This is a genomic window from Curtobacterium sp. SORGH_AS_0776 (genome assembly GCF_031453355.1).
Lineage (GTDB): Bacteria > Actinomycetota > Actinomycetes > Actinomycetales > Microbacteriaceae > Curtobacterium.
The window spans coordinates 62,155-79,228 of the sequence record NZ_JAVIYU010000001.1 but is presented as its reverse complement, the minus strand read 5'-3'; the positions used below and the strand labels follow the sequence as shown (position 1 = coordinate 79,228).

Here is a 17,074-nt window from a genome sequence, read left to right as displayed (position 1 = left end):
AGGGGGGTACCGTATTGACCATGACGGAGGCCAGCATGCACGAACACGTCGGCTACATCGGCGACAAGGACGACCTGCTCAAGCGACTCCGCCGAGCCGAGGGTCAGGTCCGCGGCATCGCCCGCATGGTCGAGGACGAGACGTACTGCATCGACGTCCTCACCCAGATCTCCGCAGCGAACCGGGCGCTCGAGCGTGTCGCCCTGTCGCTGCTCGAGGACCACCTCAAGCACTGCGTCGCCGAGGCCGTCGCCGAGGGCGGCGAGGCTGCCGACGCCAAGGTCCGCGAAGCCAGCGAGGCCATCGCCCGACTCGTCCGCTCCTGAAGGGAACCACCATGAACACCGAACTGCTGCTCGTCGAGGGCATGACCTGCGACCACTGCGTGATGAGCGTCACCGAGGAACTCACCGAGCTCGACGGCGTGTCCGACGTCCGGGTGCGACTCGTGCCCGGCGGTGCGTCCGAGGTCACGGTGACGTCCGACGCCCCGGTGCCGTCCGACGCGCTCCGCGCCGCGGTCACCGAGGCCGGCTACGAGGTCGTGCGGTCGTGACGGACGGCGGGGTCGAACTCGACATCACGGGGATGACGTGCGCCTCGTGCGCGACCCGCATCGAACGGAAGCTCGGCAAGCTCCCCGGCGTCACGGCGACCGTGAACTACGCGACCGAGAAGGCCACGGTCTCCGGCAGCTCGGACACCGGCGCGCTCATCGCGGCCGTGGAGTCGGCGGGGTACGGGGCGTCCGTGCCCGCTCCGCCCGCACCGGACGACTCCGGCACTCCGCGCGAGGACGATGCGTCCGCGGCGCTCCGCCAGCGCCTGGTCGTCTCCGCCGTCCTCGCCGTCCCCGTGGTCGTCCTGTCGATGGTGCCCGTGCTGCAGTTCCCGAACTGGCAGTGGCTGGCCCTCGCACTCGCCGCCCCCGTGGCCGTCTGGGGCGCCCTGCCCTTCCACCGCGCTGCGTGGGTGAACGCCCGGCACGGTGCCGCGACGATGGACACCCTCGTGAGCGTCGGCGTCCTCGCGGCGTTCGGGTGGTCGCTGTACGCGCTGTTCCTCGGTGACGCCGGGATGCCCGGCATGCACATGACCTTCTCGTGGTTCGCCACCGACCCCGAGGCGAGCGACCTGTACCTCGAGGTCGCATCCGCCGTGACCGTGTTCATCCTCGCCGGGCGGTACATGGAGGCCCGCGCGAAGCAGCAGTCCGGGGCCGCGCTCCGCGCCCTGCTCGAACTCGGGGCGAAGGACGCGACGGTGCTCCGCGACGGATCCGAGTCCCGCGTGCCCGCCGCCTCGCTCGTCGTCGGCGACGTGGTCGTCGTGCGGCCGGGGGAGCGGATCCCGAGCGACGGCACCGTGCGCGAGGGCTCGTCGGCCGTCGACCTCAGCATGCTCACCGGCGAGTCCGTGCCGGTCGAGGTCCGTCCGGGCGACGACGTCACCGGCGCCACGATCAACGTCGGCGGGCGGCTCGTCGTCACGATCACCCGGGTCGGCGCCGACACCGAACTCGCCCGCATGGGTCGTCTCATCGAGGACGCGCAGACCGGGAAGGCCGAGGTCCAGCGCCTCGCCGACCGGGTGTCCGGCGTCTTCGTCCCGATCGTCATCGGGCTCGCGGTGCTGGCCTTCGTCGGGTGGCTCGTCCTCGGCGGCTCCCTGACGGCGGCCTTCACCGCGGCGGTGGCCACGCTCATCATCGCGTGCCCCTGCGCGCTCGGACTCGCGACCCCCACCGCGTTGCTCGTCGGGACCGGCCGGGGATCGCAGCTCGGGATCCTCATCGGCGGTCCGCAGGTCCTCGAACAGACCCGCGGCGTCGACACGATCGTCCTCGACAAGACCGGCACGGTCACCACCGGGTCGATGGCCCTCCGCTCGGTCACCGGCACGCCGGACACCGACGACGCGGCCGTCCTCCGACTCGCCGCCACGGTCGAGGACGGCTCCGAGCACCCGGTCGCGCGCGCGATCGTCACGGCCGCACGAGCCCGTGGGCTCGGCCTCGCCGGTGCGACGCAGTTCACCGCGACGCCCGGCGCCGGCGTCCAGGCGGTCGTCGACGGCGAGGTCGTCCTCGTCGGAACCGTCGCGTGGCTCGAGGAGTCGTGGGCGATCACGGTGCCCGACGCCGTGGCGCAGACGGTCCGGGATGCCGAGGCGGACGGCGGCACGGCGGTCGTCGTCGCGACGGACGGACGCGCGCTCGGCGTGGTCGTCGTCGCGGACACGGTCAAGCCCGAGGCAGCGGACGCCGTCCGGCGCTTCGTGGAGCTCGGCCTGCACCCGGTGCTGCTCACCGGCGACAACGAGGGCGCTGCCCGTGCCGTCGCCGCCGCGGTCGGCATCGACGAGGTGCACGCCCGCGCCACCCCGGCCTCGAAGCTCGAGACCGTCCGTCGCCTGCAGGCCGAGGGGCGCAGTGTGGCGATGGTCGGCGACGGCGTGAACGACGCCGCGGCCCTCGCCGCTGCCGACCTCGGCATCGCGATGGGGGCCGGCACGGACGCGGCGATCGCAGCGAGCGACATCACGGTGGTCAGCGGCCGCCTGACGGTCGTGGCCGAGGCGATCCGGCTGTCCCGGGCCACCCTGCGCACGATCAAGGGGAACCTGTTCTGGGCGTTCGCGTACAACGTGGCGGCGATCCCGCTCGCGATGGCGGGGCTGCTCAACCCGGTGCTCGCCGGTGCCGCGATGGCGTTCTCGTCGGTGTTCGTCGTGACGAACAGCCTGCGCCTGCGCCGCTTCACCCCGCTGCCCGGGTGACGCGCGCAGCGAACGCACCCCGCGCCTCCCGTCCGGCGGTGCGCGCCACCCGTCGGACGGCGCTACGCTCGAAGACGGTCCGCGACGCAGCGCTGCGGTGACCCGCGGGCTTGTACGTCTTGAAGGTGATCCCAGGAGGACCCAAGTGACCGAATCCGCTCCCGTCGACCCCACATCGACCGACGGCTGGAAGAAGCTCGCCGGCATCGCCGACGGCTTCACCCCGGACCTGCGAGGGTGGTTCGACACCGACCCCGGTCGTGCCGAGCGCTACACGTTCCAGGCCGCTGACCTGACCGTGGACCTGTCGAAGGGCCTCGTCACCGACGAGATCCTCCAGGACCTGCTGCAGGTCGCGAAGGACACCGGCGTCGCCGAGCGCTTCCAGGCGATGCTCGCCGGTGAGCACATCAACGCCACCGAGGACCGCGCCGTCCTGCACACCGCCCTCCGCCGCCCGAAGGGTGCCTCGCCGGCGCTCGTCGTCGACGGCCAGGACGTCGACGCCGACGTGCACGCCACGCTCGACAAGGTCTACGCCTTCGCCACGAAGGTCCGCGACGGGTCCTGGACCGGTGTCACCGGCAAGCGCATCGAGACCGTCGTGAACATCGGCATCGGTGGCTCGGACCTCGGCCCGGTCATGGTCTACGAAGCCCTGAAGCCGTACGTGCAGCCCGGGCTCGAGGCGCGCTTCGTCTCGAACATCGACCCCGCGGACATCTACGAGAAGACCGCGGACCTCGACCCCGAGACCACGCTCTTCATCGTTGCCTCGAAGACCTTCGGCACGCTCGAGACCCTCACGAACGCCCGCCTCGCACGGCAGTGGCTCTGGGAGCGGCTCGGCCTCACCGACGCCTCCGACGACGAGAAGTCGAACGCCGTCGCGAAGCACTTCGTGGCCGTCTCGACCGCGCTCGACAAGGTCGCCGCGTTCGGCATCGACCCGGAGAACGCCTTCGGCTTCTGGGACTGGGTGGGCGGCCGCTACTCGGTCGACTCCGCCATCGGCACGAGCGTCGTCATCGCCATCGGCCCGGAGAACTGGGAGCAGTTCCTCGCGGGCTTCCACGCCATCGACGAGCACGTCCGCACGACGCCGCTCGAGCAGAACGTCCCCGTCCTGATGGGCCTGCTCAACGTCTGGTACTCGAACTTCCTCGGCGCGCAGAGCCACGCGGTCCTGCCGTACACGCAGTACCTGCACCGCTTCGCCGCGTACCTGCAGCAGCTCACCATGGAGTCGAACGGCAAGCGCGTCCGCTGGGACGGCTCGCCCGTCACCACCGAGACCGGCGAGGTCTTCTGGGGCGAGCCGGGCACGAACGGCCAGCACGCGTTCTACCAGCTCATCCACCAGGGCACGCGACTCATCCCGACGGACTTCATCACGGTCGCGAAGCCCGCTCGTCCGCTCAAGGACGAGACCGGCGACGGCGGGGCCGTGCAGCCCGGGCAGGACGTGCACGCGCTGTTCCTCGCGAACTTCTTCGCGCAGACGAAGGCGCTCGCGTTCGGCAAGACCGCGGACGAGGTCCGCGCCGAGGGCACCACGGACGAGGCCATCGTCTCCGCCCGCACGTTCACCGGCAACAAGCCGTCGACGTCGATCCTCGCGCCGGAGCTCACCCCGAGCGTCCTCGGCCAGCTCATCGCGCTGTACGAGCACATCGTGTTCACCGAGGGCACCATCTGGGGCATCGACTCGTTCGACCAGTGGGGCGTCGAGCTCGGCAAGCAGCTGGCGCTGCAGATCGCTCCGGCGGTCGACGGTGACCAGGCTGCGCTGGACGCGCAGGACTCCTCGACGAAGGCGCTCATCGCCAAGTACCTGGAGCTGCGCGGCGAGTAACGCACGCACCTGACTGACGGGAGGCGCGGTGCGGGCTGGCACCGCGCCTCCCGTCCGTCTGCTGGTCGCCCTGCGGCCGGCGGCCGTCGCTGCCGCGCTACTTCTTGCCGCCGCCGAGCAGGCCGCCCAGGCTGCCGAGGACGCCGCCGACGTCGAGGCCGCCGCCACCCTTGCCGCCGCCCCCCGCGCCGCCCGCACCGGAGCCGCCACCGAGGAAGCCCCCGAGCAGCCCGCCGATGTCGAACCCGCCACCGCCCGACTGCGTCGCCGCCTTCTGGTTCCCGAGCTTGCTCAGCACGATCGGCGCGACGAGCGGGAGCACCTTGCCGATGATCCCGCCGAGGTCCACGCCGCCGCCGGTGCTGCCGAGCGCCGCCGCCACGTCCTGCTGCTTGCCGCCGAAGACGTTGGCGACGATCTTGTTGCCGTCCTCCTCGTCGACGTCGTCGATCGTGCTGGGGTCCGGCTTCGCGGCGTGCTTGTCGAGGGCCTTGTCGAGCGAGGCCGCGCCACCGTTCTCCACGTTCTTCTGCAGCCCGCCGACGAGCGCCGGGACCGCCCGGCTGACGGCGTTCCTCGCGGTCGCCTCGTCGATGCCGAGCCTCTTCGCGATGTCGCCGATCGGGATCGCCCCGAGGAGGTCGTCGAGTCCTGCCATGGTCGTCCACTTCCGTTCGTGGTCGTCGGCTGACCGTGCGGGAGCGCACGAGGTGCCGCTGCTGGCTGGAGGCTATCCGGAACCCGTTCGCGCGGTTCGTGTGCGGCGCTGTCGGCCGCACGGGTTACCGTCGGAGCATGGAGCGTTCGGAGATCCTCGCCGCGGCGGCTGCCGCGCACGCCGCCCGCATCGCCGAAGCCGGTGGTGACGACGCCGCCGCCCGCGAGCGGGCCGAACTCGTCCGGAAGCGGGCGGACGGGCTCGTCGACCGGATCGAGCGGAGCGAAGCCGCGGACGACGCCGCGCGCGACGCCGACCGTCGGCGGGCGGGAGAGGCCGACCGTGCCGCCTCCCGGACCGAGGGCTCGCTCTCGGACTGGCACCGGATGGGCACGCGGCGCGGGGTCACGCCCGACGAACAGGTCCGCACGGCGTGGACGGTCACGGGTGTGCCGGAACCGGGTGACGCGCGGGCCCTGGCGAACATCCTGCTGTCGACCGCGGGGCACGCCGGACGCGTCGCCGACGCCGCACGGAAGAACCCACGACTCTCGGGTGCCGCGAGCGCCGCGGCGCGGCGGACGGTCCGGCGCTACACGGACCACGGTGCGGACATGGCGTCGTTGGGGGACGTGCTGGACGAGCCGACCAACGACGACGAATGATCGCTGACCAGGACTTTCGTGGAGCGATCCAATCGTCATGTTGTCTTCATGACCGATTGACAGGACATGGATTCGGGTTACGATCCTTCCAAGCGATGCAGCCTGATCACTGACGAAGGAGTCACCCGCATGGTCGACATCAAACCGACAGCCCCGAGCGTCCCGCTCCCGCCCGTCGGACAGGGTCCGCACGTCCGCCGCCTCGGCGTCCTCGCGCTCGTCGCCACCTTCGGCGGGCTGCTCTTCGGCTACGACACCGGCGTGATCAACGGCGCGCTCCTGCCGATGAAGCAGGAGCTCGGCCTGACGAACCTCACCGAGGGCGTCGTCACGAGTTCGCTCCTCTTCGGTGCCGCGATCGGCGCCATGCTCGGCGGTCGGATCGCGGACGGCTGGGGTCGCCGTAAGACGATCATCCTGCTCGCGGTCACGTTCTTCGTCGGCACGCTGATCTGCGTCTTCGCGCCGGTGTTCGGCGTGATGGTGGTCGGTCGTGTCCTGCTCGGTCTGGCGGTCGGCGGTGCGTCCACGGTCGTCCCGGTGTTCCTCGCCGAACTCGCCCCCTACGAGATCCGCGGGTCGCTCTCCGGCCGCAACGAGCTCATGATCGTCATCGGGCAGCTCGCCGCCTTCGTCGTGAACGCGATCATCGGCAACCTCTGGGGTGAGGGCAACGGCGTCTGGCGCGTCATGCTCGCCGTCTGCGCGCTCCCCGCGATCGCGCTGTTCATCGGCATGCTGCGCGTCCCCGAGTCCCCGCGCTGGCTCGCGTCGAAGGGTCGCAACGCCGAGGCGCTCGAGGTGCTCGGACAGATCCGCTCGAAGGAACGCGCCGAGGCCGAGCTCGAGGACATCAAGCGCTCGAACGAGTTCGAGGCGAAGGTCCAGCAGCAGAGCGGCTGGCGCACCCTGCTCGGCAACAAGTGGCTGATCCGCATCGTGCTCATCGGCGCCGGCATCGGTGTCGCCCAGCAGCTCACCGGCATCAACTCGATCATGTACTACGGCCAGACCGTGCTCATCGAGTCGGGCTTCCAGCAGTCGGCGGCACTCATCGCGAACATCGCCCCCGGGATCATCGCCGTCATCGGTGGCGTGATCGCGATCTACAACATGGAGAAGATCAACCGGCGCACGACGCTCATCCTGGGCTACTCGCTGACGACGGTCTGCCACTTCCTCATCGGCATCGCGTCGATGACGCTCGTCGAGGGCAACCCGGCCCGCCCGTGGGTCATCCTGTTCCTCGTCGTCGCGTTCGTGGGTTCGATGCAGACGTTCCTCAACATCGCCACGTGGGTGATCCTGTCCGAGATCTTCCCGACGCAGATCCGTGCGCTCGGCATGGGCATCGCGGTGTTCTGCCTCTGGATCGCGAACGCGTTCCTCGGGCTGTACTTCCCGACCATCGTCGCCGCGACCGGCATCACCGGGACCTTCTTCGGATTCGCGATCGTCGGCGTGCTCGCCCTGCTCTTCATCTGGAAGTTCGTCCCGGAGAGCCGCGGCCGCACCCTCGAAGAGGTGGAGGAGGGCGTCACCACCGGCAACATCTTCACGGTCCCCGCGAAGCAGGCACGGCGGTAGACAGACCACCACAACGGACCGGAGGCGCGGTGCCAGCTGGCACCGCGCCTCCAGTCCGTTGTGCTGTCGCGTCTACGGGCGCAGGAGCACCTTGCCGACGCGGCCGGCGGTGTCCGAGGCGCGGACCGCGTCGCGGACGTCCTCGAAGGCGAACGTCTCCGCGACGGGGAGCGTCAGCGAACCGTCGAGCACGCGGGTGATGAGCTCGCCGAAGAGCTGCCCCTTCGTCTCGGCCGGCATCGTCTTGCTGACGACGCTGCCCCAGAAGCCCTTCACCGTGAGCTGGCCGAAGATGACCTTGCCGGACGGGATCTCGAGCGTGGGGGAGGCCATCGCGCCGAACACGACGAGGGTGGCGTTCTCGCCGAGCACGCTCGCGATGTCGCCGGCGGCCTTGCCACCGACGGACTCGACGCCCGCGACGATCGGCGCGCCGCCGGTGATCGCGGCGACCTGGTCCTTCCAGTCGTCCGCGTCGGTGGCGACGATGCGCTCGATGCCCTGCTCGCGGAGCTCCTCGACGCCGGCGGCGCGGCGGACGAGCCCGATGACGTTGATGCCACGCGCGGCGCCGAGCTGAGCGACCATGCGGCCGACCGCACCGTTCGCGGCGTTCTGGATCAGCCAGTCGCCCTCGTGCAGGTCGAGCGAGTGCAGCAGGCTGATCGCGCTGAACGGCATCGAGACGAGCTGGGCCGCGGCCTCGTCGGGCATCGCGTCGGGCACCGGGACCAGCCCGGCGGCGTTCGCGGTGTAGTACTCGGCCCAGACGCCGAACGCCCCGCCGGCGACGCGCTGGCCGACCTGCAGGTTCGTGACGCCCTCGCCGAGGGCCTCGACCACGCCGAGCGCCTCGGTGCCGGAGGCCGCGGGCAGTTCGGGCTTGAAGCCGTAGGTGCCGCGGACGGTCCAGAGGTCGTGGTTGTGGATGGGGGAGAGGACCGTGCGGACGAGGACCTCGCCGGCGCCGGGGGTGGGGACCGGGCGCTCCTGCACGCCGAGGACCTCGGCCGGCTCGGCGAAGGTCTCGTGGACGACGGCGCGCATGGTGGTGGGGGTGGTGCTCATGGACTAGTCCTCCGAGACGGTGATGGTGACGTCGATGTTGCCGCGGGTCGCGTTCGAGTAGGGGCAGACCTGGTGCGCGGCGTCCGCGAGGGCCTGTGCCTGGTCGTGCTCGAGCCCGGGCAGGACGACCTCGAGCAGCACGGCCAGCTGGTAGCCGCCCTCGCCGTTCGGGCCGATCTGCACGCGGCCACCGACGGAGGAGTCGGCGATCTTCACCTTCTGGCTGCGGGCGACACCCTGCAGTGCCGAGTGGAAGCACGCGGCGTACCCGGCGGCGAAGAGCTGCTCGGGGTTGGTGCCGGCGCCGGAGCCACCCATCTCCTTCGGGATAGCGAGGTCGAGCGCGAACGAGCCGTCGCTGGTGGCGACGCGGCCGTCGCGGCCGGCGCCGGTGGAGAGGGCCTCGGCGGTGTAGAGGGCTTCCATGGTGTTCCTTCCTTCGTGGGGTCAGTGGTCCGCGGCGGCGCGGTTCGGCGTCGCAGCGGCGTGCATGGTCTCGGTCAGCCGGTGCAGCGTCGCGATGAGTTCCGTCGCCGCGTGCTCGTCGGGCAGGCCCATCCCGGCGGCGATCGTCGACGGGATGTGGGCCAGTTCGCCGCGGATCGAGCGGCCGCGGTCGCCGAGCGTGATCGTGACGACCCGCTCGTCGGTGCTGCGACGTTCGCGACGGACGAGGTCCGACTGCTCCATGCGGCGCAGGAGCGGCGAGAGGGTGCCGGAGTCGAGCTGCAGGTGGTCGCCGAGACCGGAGACGGTCTGGTCACCCTCGATCCACAGCGTCACGAGGACGAGGTACTGCGGGTAGGTGAGCCCCCACGGTTCCAGCAGGGTCCGGTACGCCTGCGTGGTCGCACGGCTCGCCGCGTAGAGGGAGAAGCACACCATCTCGTCGGTCACGGGCATGGCACAAGCATTGCACGCAACTCAGTTGTGCACAACCGTATCTGAGACGCCCGTTGCCGATCTGTCTCGGTCACGCCCCGGTCGACCGCCCATGGTCACCGCCGTCCCGACCGCGGCGAGGACGAGGCCGATGCCCACGACCTGCGCGGACGAGAGTGTCTCCCCCGGCGTGGGGTCCGGTGCGGCTGACGGGAGGCGCGGGGCGGGGCCGACCCGCGCCTCCCGTCCGTCAGTCGGTCGCGTCGGCGGTCGCCGGGGCGGCGTCCGGTCCGGCCTCCTCGGTGTTGTCCGGGCGGCTGCGCAGGCGCAGGGTCGCCGCGAGGCCGAGCACCAGGAAGCCCGCAGCCGACCAGGCGGCCGCGCGCGTGCCGTCACTGAACGCCTCGGCCGCAGCGGCTCCCGCAGTCGGACTCCGCTCGGTGAGTGCCGCGATCGACCCGCCGGAGGACGCGACCACGGCGTCCGCGATCTGCGACGCGGACGCGCTCGAGGCCCCGGCGTCCTCGAGCCGGTGCTGCAGCAGCGTGCCGGTCGACGTGAACAGCACCGTGCCGAGCACCGCGATGCCGAGCGCCGACCCGATCTGCCGGGCGGTGCTCTGGGCGCCGGGGGCCTCGCCGCTGCGCTCGACCGGGACGTCCCGCAGCACGACCCTCGTGAGCTGCGCGGTCGCGAGCCCGACACCGAACCCGTAGACGAACCGGCACACCGTACGCCCGGAACGGCGACCTCGTGGAGCGGGCTCACGGGCGGGGTACGGACACCGTCGAGCGCGCGCATGGCCGGGACGGTTAGGCTGACGTGACCCACGATGACCACCAACGACCTCGACAACTCAGCGACCACTGGAGCCGGCCCCACCCGCCGCACCGGTAGGGCGTCGTCCCACGGCAAGACGATCCTGATCGGGGAGCACGCCGTGGTCTACGGCGCACCCGCGCTCGTCCTGCCGGTCATCGACGCCGTGGTGGTCGCGACGGTCACGCCGATCGACGACGCCGAGGGGCACCACCTCGAGTCGACCGTGCACACCGGCCCGCTCGACCTCGCACCCGCCGCCGTGATGCCGACCGTCACCGCGGTCACCGCCACGCTGCGGCACTTCGGCGTGACGGACCGCCGCTTCCACGTGCGCGTCGACAGCGAGGTCCCCACCGCTCGCGGCATGGGATCGAGCGCGGCGGTGGCAGCGGCGGTGACCGCGGCGGTCGCGGGACGCACTCGGCGAGACGCTCGACGCCGAGGCGCACCACGGACTCATCCAGGAGTGCGAGCGGGTCGCCCACGGTCGACCGTCCGGACTCGACGCCCGCGGGGTCGTCGCCGACGCACCGGTCTGGTTCGAGGGCGGCCGCATCGAGCCGGTCGAGCTCGGCGCCCGGTTCGCCTTCGTGGTCGCCGACACCGGGGTCCCGGGCCACACGCGCGAGGCGGTCTCCGCCGTCCGTGCCCGTCACGACGCCGACCCGGACGGCACCGGCGCCGTGATCGACCGGATCGGCGCCCTCGCCCGACGCGCGCGGGCGACGCTCGTGGACGGCGACGCACAGGCGCTCGGTGCCACGATGGACGCCGCGCACGAGCTGCTCAGCGACCTCGACGTGTCGAGCGACGACCTGGACCGGCTCGTCGGCGCCGCACGGGCGGCCGACGCCCTCGGCGCGAAGCTCACGGGCGGGGGCCGCGGCGGATGCGTCATCGCGCTCGCCACGGACGTCGACCACGCGGACCGCATCGCGGCCGCACTGCGCGGCGCAGGTGCCGCAGCCACCTGGACCACCACGATCGGAGACCGCGCTTGATGACCGCCACCGCCGTCGCGCACCCCAACATCGCCCTCGTCAAGTACTGGGGCAAGGCAGACGCCGCACTCGCCCTGCCGGCGACCGGCAGCGTCTCGATGGGACTCGACGTGTTCCCGACGACGACGTCGGTGACCGTCGGCGACACGGCGGACGACACCCTCACCCTCAACGGCTCGGTCTCGACCGACGGGGCGCTCGTGCGGGTCACGCAGTTCCTCGACCTCGTGCGCGAGCTCGCCGGGTCCTCGGCGCGTGCGTCGGTGGTGTCCGAGAACACCGTGCCGACCGGAGCCGGACTGGCCTCGAGCGCCTCGGGGTTCGCGGCGCTCGCGACCGCGGCCGCGGCGGCGTACGGTCTCGACCTCTCCGCGCGCGACCTGTCCCGGCTCGCCCGACGCGGCTCGGGTTCGGCCACCCGGTCGATCCCCGGTGGCGTGGCGGTCTGGCACGCCGGCGACGACGAGGGCTCCTACGCCGAGCCGATCCCCGCGCCGCCGATGGCCATGGTCGTCGTGACGATCGACGCCGGCCCGAAGGCGATCGGCTCGCGCGAGGCGATGCGGCGCACCATCGCGACGTCGCCGTTCTACCCCGCCTGGGTGACCTCGACCACCGAGACCGTCGGGGACATGCTCACCGCCTGCGCCGCGGGGGACTTCACCCGCATCGGCGAGCTGACCGAGAGCAACGCCCTCCGCATGCACGCCACGATCGAGGGCGCCTTCCCGCCCATCCGCTACCTCAACGCCCGCAGCGTCGCCGTGTTCGACGCCGTGGCCGAACTCCGTGCCGCCGGGGTCGAGGCGTACGCCACCGCCGACGCCGGCCCGAACGTCGTCGTGCTCACGAAGCCCGAGGACCGGGGCGCCGTCGCGTCCGCGCTCGCGGGCTTCGGCGACGTGATCGAGTCCGGTACCGGACCAGGCGCGCGCCTGCTCGGCTCCGAAGTCCCTGCGACGCAGGACCCGGAGGCACCCGCACCGGGTGTCGTCCGACCAGAGGAGTCCGCCGAGTGATCGAGTTCCGTGCCCACGGCAAGCTGTTCGTGGCGGGCGAGTACGCCGTCGTCGAGCCGGGCCAGCCGTCCGTCATCATCGCCCTCGACCGCGCCATCACCGCGCGCGTGCGCGAGGGCCACGGCGCCGGCAGCGTGCACTCCGAGGAGTACGGACACCTCCCGCTCACCTGGACCCGCGCCGAGGACGGCATCGCACTCGACACCGAGCACCACCCGTACGACTACGTGATGGCGACGATCGACCTCGTCGAGAAGCTCCGCGCCGAGCAGGGCATCGCGCCGCGGTTCCACGACCTCCGCATCCACAGCCAGCTCGACGACGCGAGCGGCCGGAAGTTCGGGCTCGGGTCCTCGGCGGCGGTGACCGTCGCCACGGTGGGGGCCCTCGACCGCTTCTACGGGCTCGGGCTCTCGCAGCGGAAGCGCTTCCAGGTCGCCCTGCTCGCCACGATCCGGGTGAACCCGCGCGCATCCGGCGGGGACCTCGCCGCGAGCACCTTCGGCGGCTGGCTCCGCTACAGCGCACCGGACCGCGAACGGCTCGCGGCGCAGCTCGACACCCGCACCGTGACCGAGATCCTCGGCGACGCGGACGCGTGGGAGGGCTTCGACGTCCAGCGGCTGCCCGCCCCCGAGAACCTCGAGCTGCTCGTCGGCTGGACCGGTTCGCCGGCCTCGACCACGAAGCTCGTCGGTGTCGTCCGTCGGCACCGCAACGGCGGCTACCAGGCGTTCCTCGACGAGAGTCGCACCTGCGTCGACGACCTCACCGTCGGTCTGCAGACCGGCGACGCCGAGCGCACCCTCGGGGCACTCCGGCGCGCCCGTGGGCTGCTCCAGCGCCTCGGCACGTCGGTCGGCTCGCAGATCGAGACCGAGCGACTCGCGACCCTGTGCGACGTCGTCGAAGCCGCGGGCGGGGCGGCCAAGCCGTCCGGTGCCGGCGGCGGCGACTGCGGCATCGCGCTCGTCCCGGCGGACACCGACCTCGCCGGCATCCACCGCGCCTGGGAGGCGCACGACATCAGACACCTCAGCGTCGCGGTGCAAGCGCCCGAAGGGAGCGTCGATGACTGACCTGCTGACCCCGATCCCCACGAAGTGGGTGGGGCCGATCCGCATCAGCGGCAACGCGGTGGAGGGCGAGCACGAGGTGCCGCTCGCCACGTACGAGTCGCCGCTCTGGCCGTCCGTCGGCCGCGGTGCCCGCATCTCGCGCATGGTCGAGGGCGGCATCGTCGCGACCGTCGTCGACGAGCGCATGACCCGTTCGGTCGTGGTCCGTGCCGACAGCGCGGCCGCGGCGCACCTCGCCACCGGGCGCATCCTCGCCCGGCAGGACGAGCTCGAGCAGATCGTCGCCGGCCAGAGCCGCTTCGCGAAGCTCATCGAGGTGCACCCGGAGATCGTCGGGGACCTGCTGTTCCTGCGCTTCGCGTTCACCACCGGCGACGCCTCGGGGCACAACATGGTCACGCAGGCGGCGGACAGGCTCCTGCCGGCGATCCTCGCGTGGGAGCCGGGCCTGCGGTACGTCAGCGTCTCGGGCAACTTCTGCACCGACAAGAAGGCCACCGCGGTGAACGGCATCCGCGGACGCGGCCGGAACACCGTCGCCGAGATCGTGATCCCGGGCGAGGTCGTCGAGAAGCGGCTCCGGTCGAGCGCGGCACGCATCGCCGAGCTCAACGTCGCGAAGAACCTCGTCGGGTCGACCATCGCCGGGGCCATCCGTTCCGCGAACGCCCACTACGCGAACATGCTCCTCGGCTTCTACCTGGCCACGGGGCAGGACGCGGCGAACATCGTCGAGGGGTCCCAGGGCATCACGAGCGCCGAGGACCGCGACGGCGACCTGTACTTCGCCACCTCGCTCCCGCACCTCATCGTCGGCACGGTCGGCAACGGCAAGGGCGGGGACCTGCCCGTCGTCGAGGACGCCCTCGTACGCCTCGGCTGCCGCGAGGACCGCGAGCCCGGTGCGAACGCCCGCCGGCTCGCCGCCCTCTGCGCCGCGACCGTCCTGTGCGGGGAGCTCTCCCTGCTCGCCGCGCAGACCAACCCGGGCGAGCTGATGGCCGCCCACGTCGCGATGGAGCGTCGCGGCACGAAGCCCGCCGGAGGTGCAGCGTGACCCGCATCGGCATCCACGACCTCGCCGTCGCGACCGGGCACCACGTGCTCGAGCTGGACGACCTCGCCGAGCGCCTCGGGGTGGACCCCGCGAAGTACCACGTCGGCATCGGGCAGGACGCGTTCAGCGTGCCCGCTCCCGACGAGGACATCGTCACGATGGGCGCCGCCGCCGCGAAGGAGCTCATCGACCGGCACGGTGCCGACGGCATCCGCACGGTGCTCTTCGCCACCGAGTCCGGTGTGGACCAGTCGAAGGCCGCCGGGGTGTTCGTGCACGGCCTGCTCGGGCTGCCGCAGAACGTCCGTGTCGTCGAGCTGAAGCAGGCCTGCTACGGCGGGACCGCTGCCGTCCAGCTCGCCCTCGGCATCGTCGCGCGTGCTCCGCGGGAGCGCGTGCTCGTCATCGCCGCCGACGTCGCGCGCTACGACGTCGACACGGCCGCCGAGCCGACGCAGGGTGCCGGCGCCGCCGCGATCCTGATCGCCGCCGACCCCGACCTCATCGAGATCGAGCCGGCCGCGGGTGTGTTCACCGCCGACGTCGACGACTTCTGGCGGCCGAACGACCGCTCCACCGCGCTCGTCGACGGCCGCCTGTCCGTGAGCGCCTACGTCGACGCGTTCGTCGGGGCGTGGGACGACCTCGCGGCGCAGGGGGGCCCGGCGTACGAGGACATCGTGCGCTTCGTCCACCACCAGCCGTTCACGAAGATGGCGCTCAAGGCGCACCGGAAGCTCACGCAGCACGTCGGGGTGCCCTTCGACGAGTCCGAGCTCGCTCTCGGGTTCACGTACAACAAGCAGACCGGCAACACCTACACGGCGTCGCTCTGGATCGGGCTGGCCGCACTGCTCGACCTCGACGACGACCTCGCCGGGGAGCGCATCGGCCTGTTCAGCTACGGGTCCGGCAGCGTCGGGGAGCTCATCACCGGCATCGTGCAGCCGGCGTACCGCGAGCACCGCCGTGTGGGTCGGGTCCGCGAGCTCCTCGCAGCCCGGGTGCCGCTCTCGGTCGACGCCTACCGCGAGCTGCACGCCGCGGGTGCCGCGACGAGCGAGGACGTCGAGCGTCCGCGGGTCACGGCTGCGCCGTACCGCTTCGCCGGGGTGCGCGGTGGCGCACGCCGCTACGAGGCGACCCGTCCCTGACGTGACCGCGCGTTCCTGACGTGACCGGCTGACGGACGGGAGGCGCGGTGCCGGCCGGCACCGCGCCTCCCGTCCGTCACGACTCACGCCGCTGCGGACAGGACCTCGCGTTCCAGACGCTGGTAGCTCGTCTCCATGCCGTCCGTCATGCCGGTCGCGAGGATCATGTCCCGCTGCTCCCGGTCGGGGTAGGTGATGCGGAGCGTCAAGAGCGTGACGCCGTCGGCCTCGTCGAACTGCAGGTCGTTGACGTTGGCCGGGAACGGCGCACCGGTCATCCGTTCGGTCGTGACCATGCGACGTTCCGGCTCGATGACGAGGTTCTCGCCCTCGAACCCGAACGCCTCGCCCTCGGTGTCCCCGACGGGCGCCCAGGCCTGCCGGAACGAGCCCCCGACGACCAGGTCGTTCTCGCACACCGTCATCTCCCACCCGTCCGGGCCGAGCAGCCAGCGGCGCATCAGCTCCGGCTCCGTGTGCGCTCGCCAGAGCAGGTGCCGCGGCGCCGCGAACGCGCGGGTGATGGCCACGTGGGTGTCGTCCACGATCTCGGTGACCGTGCCCCGGCCGAGGGCGTACTCACGGAGGTCGGCCAGCACCGTGTCGAGCTGCCCGAAGGCCTGCTCGTAGCCGTCGAGCATGCCCATCTCGAGCATGGCGTCGAGGTCGGCGGAGGACGCGAACGACGTCAGCACCGTCACCCGTGACCCGCTGTCGACGGTGTCGAACGACAGCACGGTCTCGCTCGCGGGCAGCGAGTCGTCGACCGTGCCGTCGGCGTCGGAGAACAGGTCGCGGAAGGCGATCCGGCGGGGTTCGTCGACCTCGGACACCTGCCAGAGTGCGTGGAACCGTTCGTTCTCGGGCGAGGTCATCCGGTAGTGGGCGACGCCGCCGGGACGGAGGTCGAACGACGTGAACGTGGCGGGGAACCCGGGCGGGCCCCAGAAGCGTTCGAGCTGTCGGGGATCCGCGAACGCTGCCCAGAGGCGTTCGACGGGGACGGGGAACTCGGCCACGAGGGTCATGGTGAGCTCCTCGGGGTCGGTGTGGACGGACGTGGTCGGCATCAGTGGCTCCCTTGCGTTCGGTCGTCGCCGCGCGGCGCGCGGTCTGCTCCCAGCAGTGCGTCGAGCCGGTCGATCCGGCCGCGCCAGAGGTCCGCGTAGCCGTCGAGCAGCCCACGGACGCGATCGATCTGTCCCGGCTCGGCGCGCACGATGCGGGTGCGGCCCCGGGGTTCCTTGGTCACGAGTCCTGCTCCTTCGAGGACGGCGACGTGCTTCTGGACGGCGGCGAACGACATCGCGTAGGCGTCCGCGAGCGCGCTCACGGACGCCTCGCCGACCAGGGTGCGACGGACGATGTCGCGTCTGGTCGCATCGGCCAGGGCGTGGAAGACCCGGTCGACCTCGGCATCGCTCAGTTCGATTCGTGCAACCATTTGGT

The 17,074-nt window shown here is 71.9% G+C and carries 18 protein-coding genes and 1 pseudogene; 12 read left to right on the top strand and 7 right to left on the bottom strand.

Annotated features, from left to right (window positions below):
- Positions 1–20: 20 nt before the first annotated feature.
- The 4 genes from QE359_RS00355 (at position 21) to pgi (ending at position 4,633) form a co-directional block, all read left to right on the top strand.
- Positions 21–326 carry a metal-sensitive transcriptional regulator gene (locus QE359_RS00355; protein WP_139199276.1) on the top strand — a complete coding sequence of 102 codons (306 nt, stop codon included), beginning with the start codon at positions 21–23 and terminating at the stop codon, positions 324–326.
- A gap of 11 nt (positions 327–337) precedes the next feature.
- Positions 338–556: a heavy-metal-associated domain-containing protein gene (locus QE359_RS00350; RefSeq protein ID WP_070418044.1), complete on the top strand. Its 219-nt coding sequence runs from the start codon at positions 338–340 to the stop codon at positions 554–556.
- Positions 553–2,778: a heavy metal translocating P-type ATPase gene (locus tag QE359_RS00345; protein WP_309776738.1), complete on the top strand. Its 2,226-nt coding sequence runs from the start codon at positions 553–555 to the stop codon at positions 2,776–2,778. Before QE359_RS00350 ends, QE359_RS00345 begins: the two co-directional genes overlap by 4 nt.
- A 145-nt stretch (positions 2,779–2,923) precedes the next feature.
- A complete protein-coding gene (pgi, locus tag QE359_RS00340; RefSeq protein ID WP_070418047.1) occupies positions 2,924–4,633 on the top strand; it encodes a glucose-6-phosphate isomerase in 1,710 nt (569 codons plus the stop codon).
- A gap of 97 nt (positions 4,634–4,730) precedes the next feature.
- On the opposite strand, the gene QE359_RS00335 is transcribed toward pgi, so the two are convergent.
- Positions 4,731–5,291 (bottom strand): DUF937 domain-containing protein, encoded by a 561-nt coding sequence (locus QE359_RS00335; RefSeq protein WP_309776737.1) that lies wholly within the window; start codon positions 5,289–5,291, stop codon positions 4,731–4,733.
- 137 nt (positions 5,292–5,428) lie between these two features.
- Between QE359_RS00335 and QE359_RS00330 the strand changes: the two genes are divergently transcribed.
- Together QE359_RS00330 and QE359_RS00325 are read left to right on the top strand one after the other, a co-directional pair.
- Positions 5,429–5,956: a hypothetical protein gene (locus tag QE359_RS00330; RefSeq protein WP_309776736.1), complete on the top strand. Its 528-nt coding sequence runs from the start codon at positions 5,429–5,431 to the stop codon at positions 5,954–5,956.
- A 129-nt stretch (positions 5,957–6,085) separates the two neighbouring features.
- Positions 6,086–7,543: a sugar porter family MFS transporter gene (locus QE359_RS00325; protein WP_309776735.1), complete on the top strand. Its 1,458-nt coding sequence runs from the start codon at positions 6,086–6,088 to the stop codon at positions 7,541–7,543.
- Positions 7,544–7,615: 72 nt separating this feature from the next.
- Here the strand turns inward: QE359_RS00325 and QE359_RS00320 are convergent, their stop codons facing one another.
- The 4 genes from QE359_RS00320 to QE359_RS00305 form a co-directional block, all read right to left on the bottom strand.
- Positions 7,616–8,590, bottom strand: a complete 975-nt coding sequence (locus tag QE359_RS00320; protein ID WP_071302910.1) for a zinc-binding dehydrogenase — start codon at positions 8,588–8,590, stop codon at positions 7,616–7,618.
- Positions 8,591–8,614: 24 nt separating this feature from the next.
- Complete coding sequence (locus QE359_RS00315; RefSeq protein ID WP_022905450.1) at positions 8,615–9,037, bottom strand: organic hydroperoxide resistance protein; 423 nt, start codon at positions 9,035–9,037, stop codon at positions 8,615–8,617.
- A gap of 21 nt (positions 9,038–9,058) precedes the next feature.
- Positions 9,059–9,514, bottom strand: coding sequence for a MarR family winged helix-turn-helix transcriptional regulator (locus QE359_RS00310; protein WP_175473692.1), 456 nt, complete (start codon positions 9,512–9,514; stop codon positions 9,059–9,061).
- A 229-nt stretch (positions 9,515–9,743) separates the two neighbouring features.
- Entirely contained in the window at positions 9,744–10,223 is a 480-nt protein-coding gene (locus QE359_RS00305; RefSeq protein ID WP_309776734.1) for a hypothetical protein, read from the bottom strand.
- Positions 10,224–10,325: 102 nt separating this feature from the next.
- On the opposite strand from QE359_RS00305, the pseudogene QE359_RS19020 reads away from it, so the two are divergent.
- From QE359_RS19020 to QE359_RS00275, 6 genes and pseudogenes are all read left to right on the top strand, one after another.
- Positions 10,326–10,688, top strand: a pseudogene (locus tag QE359_RS19020) (mevalonate kinase); the annotation flags it as partial.
- Between the two features lie 217 nt (positions 10,689–10,905).
- Positions 10,906–11,316: a hypothetical protein gene (locus QE359_RS00295; protein ID WP_309776732.1), complete on the top strand. Its 411-nt coding sequence runs from the start codon at positions 10,906–10,908 to the stop codon at positions 11,314–11,316.
- Positions 11,316–12,335 (top strand): diphosphomevalonate decarboxylase, encoded by a 1,020-nt coding sequence (gene mvaD / locus QE359_RS00290; RefSeq protein ID WP_309776731.1) that lies wholly within the window; start codon positions 11,316–11,318, stop codon positions 12,333–12,335. Before QE359_RS00295 ends, mvaD begins: the two co-directional genes overlap by 1 nt.
- Positions 12,332–13,414, top strand: a complete 1,083-nt coding sequence (locus tag QE359_RS00285) for a phosphomevalonate kinase (protein WP_070418054.1) — start codon at positions 12,332–12,334, stop codon at positions 13,412–13,414. The genes mvaD and QE359_RS00285 overlap by 4 nt, the downstream gene beginning before the upstream one ends.
- Positions 13,407–14,471, top strand: coding sequence for a hydroxymethylglutaryl-CoA reductase (locus tag QE359_RS00280; RefSeq protein WP_309776730.1), 1,065 nt, complete (start codon positions 13,407–13,409; stop codon positions 14,469–14,471). The genes QE359_RS00285 and QE359_RS00280 overlap by 8 nt, the downstream gene beginning before the upstream one ends.
- Positions 14,468–15,625, top strand: coding sequence for a hydroxymethylglutaryl-CoA synthase (locus tag QE359_RS00275; RefSeq protein WP_070418056.1), 1,158 nt, complete (start codon positions 14,468–14,470; stop codon positions 15,623–15,625). The genes QE359_RS00280 and QE359_RS00275 overlap by 4 nt, the downstream gene beginning before the upstream one ends.
- An 83-nt stretch (positions 15,626–15,708) precedes the next feature.
- On the opposite strand, the gene QE359_RS00270 is transcribed toward QE359_RS00275, so the two are convergent.
- Complete coding sequence (locus tag QE359_RS00270) at positions 15,709–16,695, bottom strand: SRPBCC family protein (protein ID WP_309776728.1); 987 nt, start codon at positions 16,693–16,695, stop codon at positions 15,709–15,711.
- The gene (locus tag QE359_RS00265; protein WP_309776727.1) at positions 16,695–17,069 is read right to left on the bottom strand and encodes a metalloregulator ArsR/SmtB family transcription factor; all 375 of its coding nucleotides are present in this window, start codon (positions 17,067–17,069) and stop codon (positions 16,695–16,697) included. The genes QE359_RS00270 and QE359_RS00265 overlap by 1 nt, the downstream gene beginning before the upstream one ends.
- Positions 17,070–17,074: the final 5 nt, after the last annotated feature.

Excerpts from the sequence above, each read along its gene's own strand:
- QE359_RS00320 (WP_071302910.1), bottom strand. The coding sequence starts at position 8,590 with ATGCGCGCCGTCGTCCACGAGACCTTCGCCGAGCCGGCCGAGGTCCTC.
- QE359_RS00355 (WP_139199276.1), top strand. The coding sequence starts at position 21 with ATGACGGAGGCCAGCATGCACGAACACGTCGGCTACATCGGCGACAAG.
- QE359_RS00350 (WP_070418044.1), top strand. The coding sequence starts at position 338 with ATGAACACCGAACTGCTGCTCGTCGAGGGCATGACCTGCGACCACTGC.
- QE359_RS00280 (WP_309776730.1), top strand. The coding sequence starts at position 13,407 with ATGACTGACCTGCTGACCCCGATCCCCACGAAGTGGGTGGGGCCGATC.
- QE359_RS00265 (WP_309776727.1), bottom strand. The coding sequence starts at position 17,069 with ATGGTTGCACGAATCGAACTGAGCGATGCCGAGGTCGACCGGGTCTTC.
- QE359_RS00330 (WP_309776736.1), top strand. The coding sequence starts at position 5,429 with ATGGAGCGTTCGGAGATCCTCGCCGCGGCGGCTGCCGCGCACGCCGCC.
- QE359_RS00310 (WP_175473692.1), bottom strand. The coding sequence starts at position 9,514 with ATGCCCGTGACCGACGAGATGGTGTGCTTCTCCCTCTACGCGGCGAGC.
- QE359_RS00335 (WP_309776737.1), bottom strand. The coding sequence starts at position 5,291 with ATGGCAGGACTCGACGACCTCCTCGGGGCGATCCCGATCGGCGACATC.
- QE359_RS00270 (WP_309776728.1), bottom strand. The coding sequence starts at position 16,695 with ATGCCGACCACGTCCGTCCACACCGACCCCGAGGAGCTCACCATGACC.
- QE359_RS00325 (WP_309776735.1), top strand. The coding sequence starts at position 6,086 with ATGGTCGACATCAAACCGACAGCCCCGAGCGTCCCGCTCCCGCCCGTC.
- QE359_RS00315 (WP_022905450.1), bottom strand. The coding sequence starts at position 9,037 with ATGGAAGCCCTCTACACCGCCGAGGCCCTCTCCACCGGCGCCGGCCGC.
- mvaD (WP_309776731.1), top strand. The coding sequence starts at position 11,316 with ATGACCGCCACCGCCGTCGCGCACCCCAACATCGCCCTCGTCAAGTAC.